We start from the raw sequence: 8,955 nt of genomic DNA, 5'->3' as shown, positions 1-8,955 counted from the left end.
AGACGGATAGCAGCTTCGCAGCGATGATCTATCTCGCAGCTGGGGTTATCAACTCCCGTTGATTCTCAACGCGCCCTAGTCCATTGGTGCGATGGACGCGCGCCGGGGCGGTTTCTAGACTTTCCTCAAGAACCTGTTCAAAGCACGCAGGAGCGCCTCGCGGGTGTTGATCCATGCGCACAGGGTTGAGGTTGATCGTCTTCAAAACAATGGCTTGCTGCCTGCAGTGCACGTGCCCCGCCCACGCAACAAGCGGGCCTCGGTGCAGCGCGCTGCGCAGGCTGTGTCTGCGGCCTCCACAGGCCACGCGTTGGCCATCGTGTGAGGGGACTCGGCTGCGGCATACGCCGTGCAAAAACAGGGTGTCGCAAGGCACCGAAACCACGAGAAAAACCGTGCATTGACATCATGGTGTAACCGAGCACAAAAGGGTGAAAAACCGTTTGCGGCGACAATGCCGCTCCTTTCGTTTTTTTACACCCTGTTTTCGTTCGGTTTTTCCATGTCTAGTATCCAGGTTCGTCCCGCCACGCTTCGCGATGCAAAAGCCATTGCCCAGATCCACACCGTCTCTGCTCAAGAGGCCTACAAAGGACTGGTGCCAGACGAGCAATTGAAAGCCATGTCATCGGTCGAAAAGCGCCAGGCCTACTGGCGCGAGGCCATCGAGTATTGCGAGCCCCAAGTCCAGGTGGCCGTTGACGGCGAGAAGATCGTCGGCTTCGTCGGCTACGACCGCTCGCGCGATGAAAAGTCCCGCCCCACCACCGGTGAAATCTGGGCCATCTACGCCGCTCCCACGCACTGGAACCAAGGCGTTGGCCTGGCTCTGTGGGATGCCGCCCGTGACGGCCTTCAGGAAGAAGGCTGCACCAACGTGACCGCGTGGGTGCCCCTGCGCAATGAACGCGCTCTGCGTTTCCATGAGCTGGCCGGCTTCAAGCGCGAGTTGTCTACCGCCAAGACGGCCATCATCGGCGGCGTCAAGATCGAAGAAGTGCGCCTGAAGCGCCCGATCAACGGCTGAGCCCTGCCATGATCGAATGGAGCAGCCAGGGCCAGTCCCACACCGCCCAATGGCGCTCTGAAAGTGGCGCTTCGGCTCCGCGCCGCGTGATCGCTGCCGACGACACCCTGCCCGCCGACACAGCCTACCGCATGGCCTGTGAAGGCACGGGCTTGTTGTGGACGGGCGATTTCCAGAACGCGCGCATGTTGCTGCAGGCGCTGATGCGCCGCGCAGACCGCAAGCCCCGCAAGGTGGCGGCCAAAGCGGCGCAAAAAGCGGCAGCGGCCACGCCTGCGGAAGCGTTTCACCTGCACCGGCAGGCGCAGGCGCAGCGTGCGCGGGTGTTGTCGTCGGTGTTGATCGTGCTGGAAGGCGATTACACGATTGCGCTGCGCCGCGCGCCCGACCTGCGCCAGGCCTGCACCGAGGCCTGGGGCCCTGCCAGCGGGAATCGCGTGGTGGCTTCGCTGCGTGAGCTGCTGGGCTTGGTGGGCGCCCATGAATGGCGCAAGAAGGGCGTGGAAATACCCGCCCTGGGCGCACCGCCGGGCAACCGCATTCACCCGCACTACGGCGTTTTCTCGCCAGTGCGTGGGGAGTATGTGGATCTGGTCGCGCAGGCGCCGCTGCCCAGCAAGGCGCTCGCCTTTGATGTGGGCGTGGGCACGGGCGTGCTTTCTGCCGTGCTGGCCCGCCGTGGTGTGCAGCGCGTGGTGGCCACCGACCAGGACCCGCGTGCGCTGGCCTGTGCGCGCGAGAATTTGCAGCGCCTGGGTCTGACGGGCCGCGTCGAGCTGCAACAGCAAGACCTGTTCCCCGAGGGCAAGGCCCCGCTGGTGGTGTGCAACCCGCCCTGGCTGCCCGCACGGGCCAGCTCGCCCATTGAGCGGGCGGTGTACGACGAAGGCAGCGGCATGCTGCGCGGGTTTTTGGCCGGCCTGGCAGCCCACCTGGAGCCCGGCGGCGAAGGCTGGCTGATTCTGTCGGACCTGGCTGAACACTTGCAGTTGCGCACGCGTGAACAGCTGCTGGAATGGATGGCGCAGGGCGGCTTGAAGGTGCTGGGGCGACAAGACGTCAAGCCCCGCCACGGCAAGTCGGCCGACGCGTCGGATGCCTTGCATGCCGCACGCGCAGCGGAAGTCACATCGCTGTGGCGCTTGGGCCTGGCCTGATCTGGCTGGAGGCTTAGGCCGCCGCCAGGGCCATGTCCTGGGGCTGCTCGCGGGGCAAAAGTTGCTTCATGCGCTCGCGAATGGTCTCGGCTCGCTCGGCGCCCGCCAGTTGAGTCACTTCCTCCAGCAACGATTCCCCCACGTGCAACATGCTGTCCCGGTCACGGGCTGCGCGCAGAGCGCTGTGAAAATGCTGCGCCCGTGCAGGGTCGCGGCGGGCAAAAAGGCGTTCGCAGATGTCGAACAGGTACATGCGCGCACCCGCCAGCGATCGCAGGTGGTCACTGGGCTCAGGCGGCGTGACAGCCTCTGGCCGCAGCGCTGAGGGCTGAGTGTGGGCGGGTGGGGTGGGCAAAGTGTCTTGCACCGCGGGTGCAGACAGCGACAGGTACCCCTGGCTGAGCAGGTGCTTGACAATCTCGGCACCGACGCCGCTGTACATGGCCTGCAATTCGGCCAAAGGCTTGCCTTCGGCCAGCAGCAGCAACGAGCGCTCGCGCAGGCTCAGGGTGCGCATGCCGGGAGCGAGTTCCTGTCGGGCTTTGTCGGTTTTGAGGAGCAGCATGGCGGGCAATCGCAAAGGCGGTGGCCAGCATTGCAGCAGCGCACCGTGACATGGCGATGACGCCTGCCGTGCCGGGCTGCCCTGGCGGGCTCGCTGGAAGCATACGGGCTGCAAAGATTGTCTGCTATATATTTAATAGCTTATGGCGCTTGATGGGTAAGCGCTAGAGCCGTTTTTGGCTTGAAATGGGTGGCCCGTGCCCCAGCACGTGGACCACCCAGGGATGCATGGGTATGACCTTGTTGCTGGCCCCGATGGAGGGGCTTTTGGATTTTGTATTGCGTGACGTGCTCACCCGCGTGGGTGGCGTGGACCGGTGCGTGTCGGAGTTCATCCGCATCACGGGCAGCCTGCTGCCCGACAAGGTGTTCCTGCGCTACGTGCCCGAGCTGCTCAACGGCAGCCGCACCTTGGCCGGTGTGCCGGTGCGTGCGCAGCTGCTGGGGTCAGACCCGGTGTGCATGGCCGAAAACGCCGCGCGGCTGGCGGCCTTGGGGCCCGAAGGCATTGACCTGAACTTTGGCTGCCCCGCCAAGGTGGTCAACCGCCACGGTGGCGGTGCCGCCCTGCTGCAGGAGCCTGAGCGTATTGCGGCTGTGGTGGCAGCTGTGCGCCGGGCCGTGCCCGCCCATTTGCCCGTGTCCGCCAAGATGCGCCTGGGTTTTAACGACACCCTGCTGATGCGCGAATGCGCGCAGGCCATGCAGGACGGCGGCGCGGCAGAGCTGGTGGTGCATGCGCGCACCAAGGCAGATGGCTACCGCCCGCCCGCTTATTGGGAGCTGATTCCGCAGGTGCGTGACGCGGTGCGGATTCCAGTGGTGGCCAATGGCGAGATCTGGACGGTGGAAGACGCCCAGCGTTGCCGCGCAGTGTCGGGCTGCGACGCCCTGATGCTGGGCCGTGGTGCGGTGGCAGACCCAGGCCTGGCCCGCGCCATTCGCGCGGCCGACGCGGGCCGTGCCGGCTCCGACACCGTGCAGTGGGCCGACTTGCTGCCCCAGCTGGCCACGTTCTGGCAGCTGGTGTGCGACGGGCTGGAGCCGCGCCAGCGCGCCGGGCGGCTCAAGCAATGGCTCAATCTGCTGCGCCGCCGCTACCCCGAGGCCGAGCTGGCGTTTGAACATGTGCGCACGTTGACCGACCAGCGCGAAATCACCCGCTGGATTGCTGCCTTGCAGCTGCAAGCCCAGGGCTGAAAAAGTCTTCTCGCTTACAGCAGGTGGTCTGGCGCAAACCAGCCCAGGATGCGCACCAGCCAGCGCAGTGGGGCGCTGGTGTCGGGCTCGGCGGTGGCGTCTTTCAGCCCGCTGTCTTTGGGCGCCCGCCACACCAGCCTGCCTTCGCTGTCCTGCTCCACACGCCAGGCGGCATCTTCCAGTGCGGCTTCGATTTGCTCTGTGGCGCGTGCCGACAAGCTCCGGCTGCGAATCAGCAGGGCAATCTCTGTGTTTTGCAATTGCGAGCGCAAGTCCAGATTCATCGAACCGATGACCAGCAGGCGCCCGTCCAGGATCAGTAGCTTGGAATGCAGCATGGCCTTGGAGTCGCCGCTGGACCCGGTGACGCCGCTGCTGCCCGTGCCCTGGAACACGCTGCGCAGGCCTGAGAGTTCACTGCGCATCTCATACAGCTCCAAGCCCGTGGCCAGCAATTCCGGGCGGTGGCGCGCATACCCCGCGTGTGCGATGGGCGCGTCGTTGGACGCCAGAGAGTTCGTCAACACCCGCACCCGCACCCCCCGGGCCCGCGCCGCGGCAAACGCCTGCTTCATGTCCGGGCCGGGCACGAAGTAGGGCGAGACGATGAGCAAATCCTTCTTGGCCTGGCCCATCAGCTGCAGCAAGCCGTCCACCACCGTGTCCTGCTGCGGGTCTGTGGGGCCCAGTTCTGGCGTGTTCTTGGGGGTTGGCAGCGCGGCGCGCGGTGCGGGCTTGGGTTGCTCGCCACCTTCGGCGGCAATTTTCGCGGGGTGGTCCACCAGCACGGCGGCAGGGGCCCAGGTCCAAGGCGCAACCTTCAGATCCATGGGCTCCTGGTTCCAGATGCGGGCTTGCTGCTCGGGTGTCGTTTTTCGCTCGGCTTCTGTGGGGGCTGTGGGGGTGGAACCCTCGGCAGGTGTGTCGCTGCTGTCCCCATCCCCTTGGGCGGCCTTGCGCATGCTGGCTTGCATCTCCAGCAGCTGATGGCGTGAGATCAGCGACTGCACCGGGTAGGCCCGTGGGTTGTTCCAGTAGGCATCGAACGTTTGGGACAGCTCTTGCACCACGGGCCCGGCTGCCAGCACATCCAGGTCCACAAAATTGCCCGCGTCATCGTTGCCAAAGTAGGCGTTGCCCAGGTTGCGGCCGCCCGCAATGCCCAAGGCGTTGTCGGCAATGAACAGCTTGTTGTGCATGCGCTGCTGCACCCGCGAGAAGTCGCCCACCAGGCTGAAAATGCGCCCCAGCTGCGAATTGCGTGCACCCGTCAGCGGGTTGAACATGCGCATTTCCACATTGGGCACAAAGGCCAGCCGCATCACCTGCGCGTCCCGCCCGGTGCTGTGCAGGTCGTCCAGCAGCACGCGCACCCGCACGCCACGTTCTGCAGCAGCCACCACGCTTTGCAGCAGCCGCTGCGTGCTCACGTCGGCATGAATGGCGTAGTACTGCAAATCCAGCGTCTTCTGTGCAGATTCCACCAACGCCAGCCGGCTGCCGTAGGCCGCTTGTGCGCCGCTGAGCAGCACGAATCCCGAAGGGTGGCGAGCTTTGGCCGTGGCCTTTTGCTCCTGCACCATGCTGGCCAGCGCCGTGCTGGAAGGGTCGGCCAGCGCGCGGCTTACGGGGCGATCAACGTTCCCTGGCAAACCCGCGCAGCCCGTCAGTGCCATGCCAATGCCCATCGCGGTCAGCAGCGAAAAAATCGCGAACGACCGGAATCTCGCTGGGCGCTGAGTGGAGTGCTGAACAGGGGCGGGGGCAGGGTGCATGGTGTGGGGTGAAACCGCGGTGAAGCCGCGCCCCACTTTAGCGTGCCGCACCGCTGGGCGTGTGTGGGACAAAGCCCCGGCTCAACAGCTTGGAGTCTGGGTTTTGGCCGGTGGTTTGAAGGGGTGCGTGGCTTGTTGGCCACCTGGTGCGCGGACTGTGCAGGCACGGCGGAAGTCCGCCGCAGCAAGAAGCAGAGGCCTTGCTCGGGCCATGCTGCTCACTCACGAACTGTAGAAAGATACCAAAGAAAAGCGGGTCCAGCGCTTATTCTGTAAGCGCTATCAGCTATATTTTTAATAGCGTTGATCGCGCAGGTGTGAAGTGCAATCCAACGCCACAGCTTGTGGTCGGCATGGACTGGAGCGGATCCGCCTCAGGTTGTAGAGGGGTGCCGCAGGGCCCTGCCCAGCTGCGGCCAAACCGTTGGTGGGAGCGTTACCGTGCCGCCGCAGGCGCAGTCACCATGCGCTCCACATAGCGCGCAATCAGGTCGATTTCCAGGTTCACACGGCTGCCCGCCTTCAGCGTGCCCAGCGCCGTGTTTTCCACCGTGTGCGGAATCAGGTTGATGCTGACCTCACAGCCATCGGCAGAGTCGGCAATGCGGTTCACCGTCAAGCTCACGCCGTTCACCGTGATCGAACCCTTGTAAGCCAGGTAGCGCCCCAAATCACGGGGCGCCATGATGCGCAATTCCCAGCTTTCGCCCACCTGGGCAAAGTGCGTCACCTGGCCCAGCCCGTCCACATGCCCCGACACCAGATGCCCCCCCAGGCGGTCGTTGGCACGCAGCGCCTTTTCCATATTGATGGGCCCAGGGGTGTCCAGTCCCGTGGTTTTCAACAGCGACTCTGCCGAAATATCCACCGTGAATTGTCGGCTGTCAGGCGACAGGGTGGTCACCGTCATGCACGCCCCATTGAGCGCAATGCTGTCCCCCAGCCCCACATCGTCCAGGTAGCCCTCCGGGGCGCGAATGACCAAGCGCTTGCCGTGCGAGGCCGTGCCCCCCAATGCAGCGACTTCTGTGATCTGGCCTTGGCCAGTGATGATTCCTGTGAACATGGCGTGATTGAACTTTAAAGAATGGGTGCAGCGCAAAAGCCCGAAAGAGCTTTGTGCGTAGAAAGATGTCGAGTATCTGGCAAGACCGATACCGGTGCTTTGCGGCTGTTTTGAGGTGTGGCCGCAATGAACCCGCACTATCGTTGGGTTTCCAAATCTTCCAAAGGCACTCGCAGCGCTGTTGCGAAGGAGTTTGCTAAAGCTCAGCAGTCGGCATGGCCAAAAAGTTGTCCCGTCCCTTTACCCGCGCGAGGATGCGCACATCAGGGCCTATCTTTTCCACGCTTTTGAAGTCCATAGAGAGGCCTTGATCCAGCTGGGTCAGAGGGCCAAAGTGGGCCATTGCAAGCCCTTCTCCCAGCATGCAAGGGGCCAGATACACAAGCATTTCATCCACCAGCCCCTCACGAATGAAGGAGCCATTGAGTTTGGTGCCGGCTTCTACATGCAGTTCGTTCACTCCTCTGCTGGCCAGGTCTGCAAGCATTGTTGACAAGTCCACTTTGTTATGAGCGTTCGGTAGCTCCACGACCACGGCACCCTGGCTTTCCAGCGCTTGCTTTCTCTCTTGAAATGTAGTGTCGTTAGAGCCTGCACAGTAGATGTAGCAAACGCGACCTGCTATGAAAAGGCGAGCGTCTGGCGGGGTTTGAAGCTGGCTGTCCACCACCACCACATAGGGCTGGCGCGGCGTGGCTACGTCACGAACATCCAGCCTGGGGTTGTCTTCCAACACTGTGCCAATGCCGGTCAACACCGCACAAGCCCGCGCCCGCCAGGCATGCCCATCCGCCCGCGCGGCAGACGAGGTGATCCACTGGCTTTCACCGTTGGGCAGGGCGGTAGTTCCATCCAGCGAAGCGGCGATTTTCATCCGCACCCAAGGTGTTTTGCGCACCATGCGGCTGAAGAAGCCGATGTTGAGCTCGAAGGATTCTTGCGCTCCGTCGCCCACCGAGACTTCAACACCTGCGGCTTTCAGACGGGCAAAGCCTTGTCCTGCTACGAGTGGATTCGGGTCGGGGAGCGATGCAAACACTTTGGTTATCCCAGCAGCGATCAACGCATCACAGCAAGGCCCTGTGCGCCCTTGATGAGAGCAGGGCTCCAGCGTGACGTATGCCGCAGCCCCGCGCAAATCATGGCCCTTCTTTTGCGCATCACGCAGTGCCATGACTTCTGCGTGAGGGCCTCCAGCTTGCTGAGTAAACCCTTGTCCCAAGACCTCTCCCGTTGGGCTTGTGATCACACATCCCACACGAGGATTGGGGTTGGAAATAAAAAGCGCTTGGGTTGCAAGCCCAAGCGCTTTTTGGATGTGGGAGAGTGGGATAGCAGTCATCAGGTCCCAAATGGTATCTGATGTGGCTTGCGTTACTTACCCCAGCAGTCCCTAACGATGTCGCCGCTGGTCACTCCATTGGCACCGCGCAGCCCTGTATGAGTAACTGTGAACGCCCCACATCTATCACCCGCTTGTGCTCCTTTCGGAGTTGCAGTTAGCGTATATGTTCGTCCCAGATCAGCTGCCACACCGCCTGTTGGGGATGCGAGGGTGATCTCATAGCGATCTCCCGGCACCTTCTTCAAATTGGCAGGAAAGGCGCTCGAGGCGGGATAGGTTCCGGTCGCTGTAGCAGCCCTTTCCAGCCATTGCTGCGCTTGCAATAACCCTGCTCGTGCTTCTGCGCGATGACCACGACGCACATATTCTGTATAGCTGGGATAGGCAATCGATGAAAGAATGGCAACAACTGCCACAACGATCATCAGTTCTATCAGCGTGAAACCTTGATGTTTACTAGGCATAAATTAATTGTTTATTTAGATGTTCATGCTGATTACTGCAATTGACGCCAGCTAGGGCGCATAGCCTGTTCTGGCATAGGAGGGCGTTGTTGCACAAATGCCGGTCGCAGCTGATGTAGGCTCGGGAGATGAGAGAGACGAGCTGGGGTCGGGTTAAGTACCGCACAACGAACTGGAAGGCTTACAACGCAGCGTTGAAGGCGCGAGGTGAGCTGACCATTTGGCTCGATAGGGATATGCAGTGGCTAGCTCAGCCCACGGGCAAGCGTGGTCGTTGCCAAAAATTCTCAGATGCGGCCATCCAGTTTTGCCTGACCATCAAGTGCTTGTTTGGCCAGCCCTTGCGCCAGACACTGG

At 62.6% G+C, this 8,955-nt stretch carries 9 protein-coding genes; 4 read left to right on the top strand and 5 right to left on the bottom strand.

From position 1 onward, the window contains the following. Window positions 1–502 precede the first annotated feature (502 nt). Together IHV84_RS19675 and IHV84_RS19670 are read left to right on the top strand one after the other, a co-directional pair. Window positions 503–1,027 carry a GNAT family N-acetyltransferase gene (locus IHV84_RS19675; protein WP_044400098.1) on the top strand — a complete coding sequence of 175 codons (525 nt, stop codon included), beginning with the start codon at window positions 503–505 and terminating at the stop codon, window positions 1,025–1,027. Window positions 1,028–1,035: 8 nt separating this feature from the next. Continuing rightward, the gene (locus IHV84_RS19670) at window positions 1,036–2,184 is read left to right on the top strand and encodes a class I SAM-dependent methyltransferase (RefSeq protein ID WP_198848112.1); all 1,149 of its coding nucleotides are present in this window, start codon (window positions 1,036–1,038) and stop codon (window positions 2,182–2,184) included. Window positions 2,185–2,197: 13 nt separating this feature from the next. Here the strand turns inward: IHV84_RS19670 and IHV84_RS19665 are convergent, their stop codons facing one another. After that, window positions 2,198–2,749, bottom strand: coding sequence for a hypothetical protein (locus tag IHV84_RS19665; RefSeq protein WP_198848111.1), 552 nt, complete (start codon window positions 2,747–2,749; stop codon window positions 2,198–2,200). 233 nt (window positions 2,750–2,982) lie between these two features. Here IHV84_RS19665 and IHV84_RS19660 point away from each other — a divergent pair, with 233 nt between their 5' ends. Continuing rightward, the gene (locus IHV84_RS19660; protein WP_198848110.1) at window positions 2,983–3,948 is read left to right on the top strand and encodes a tRNA-dihydrouridine synthase; all 966 of its coding nucleotides are present in this window, start codon (window positions 2,983–2,985) and stop codon (window positions 3,946–3,948) included. 14 nt (window positions 3,949–3,962) lie between these two features. Here the strand turns inward: IHV84_RS19660 and IHV84_RS19655 are convergent, their stop codons facing one another. The 4 genes from IHV84_RS19655 to IHV84_RS19640 all read right to left on the bottom strand — a co-directional run bounded on the left by IHV84_RS19655 (window position 3,963) and on the right by IHV84_RS19640 (window position 8,598). Then, window positions 3,963–5,723 (bottom strand): phospholipase D-like domain-containing protein, encoded by a 1,761-nt coding sequence (locus IHV84_RS19655; RefSeq protein ID WP_198848109.1) that lies wholly within the window; start codon window positions 5,721–5,723, stop codon window positions 3,963–3,965. Window positions 5,724–6,159: 436 nt separating this feature from the next. Continuing rightward, window positions 6,160–6,789 carry a riboflavin synthase gene (locus IHV84_RS19650; protein WP_198848108.1) on the bottom strand — a complete coding sequence of 210 codons (630 nt, stop codon included), beginning with the start codon at window positions 6,787–6,789 and terminating at the stop codon, window positions 6,160–6,162. A gap of 196 nt (window positions 6,790–6,985) precedes the next feature. Beyond that, the gene (gene ribD, locus IHV84_RS19645) at window positions 6,986–8,131 is read right to left on the bottom strand and encodes a bifunctional diaminohydroxyphosphoribosylaminopyrimidine deaminase/5-amino-6-(5-phosphoribosylamino)uracil reductase RibD (protein ID WP_198848107.1); all 1,146 of its coding nucleotides are present in this window, start codon (window positions 8,129–8,131) and stop codon (window positions 6,986–6,988) included. A gap of 32 nt (window positions 8,132–8,163) precedes the next feature. After that, complete coding sequence (locus IHV84_RS19640) at window positions 8,164–8,598, bottom strand: type IV pilin protein (RefSeq protein ID WP_198848106.1); 435 nt, start codon at window positions 8,596–8,598, stop codon at window positions 8,164–8,166. A gap of 128 nt (window positions 8,599–8,726) precedes the next feature. Here IHV84_RS19640 and IHV84_RS19635 point away from each other — a divergent pair. Beyond that, on the top strand, window positions 8,727–8,955 hold a 229-nt coding region (locus IHV84_RS19635; RefSeq protein ID WP_198848105.1), incomplete at its 3' end, for a transposase.

The organism is Acidovorax sp. IB03 (assembly GCF_016406015.1).
GTDB classification, from domain to species: Bacteria; Pseudomonadota; Gammaproteobacteria; order Burkholderiales; family Burkholderiaceae_C; genus Acidovorax; species Acidovorax temperans.
This window is presented reverse-complemented; position numbering and strand designations above follow the sequence as displayed.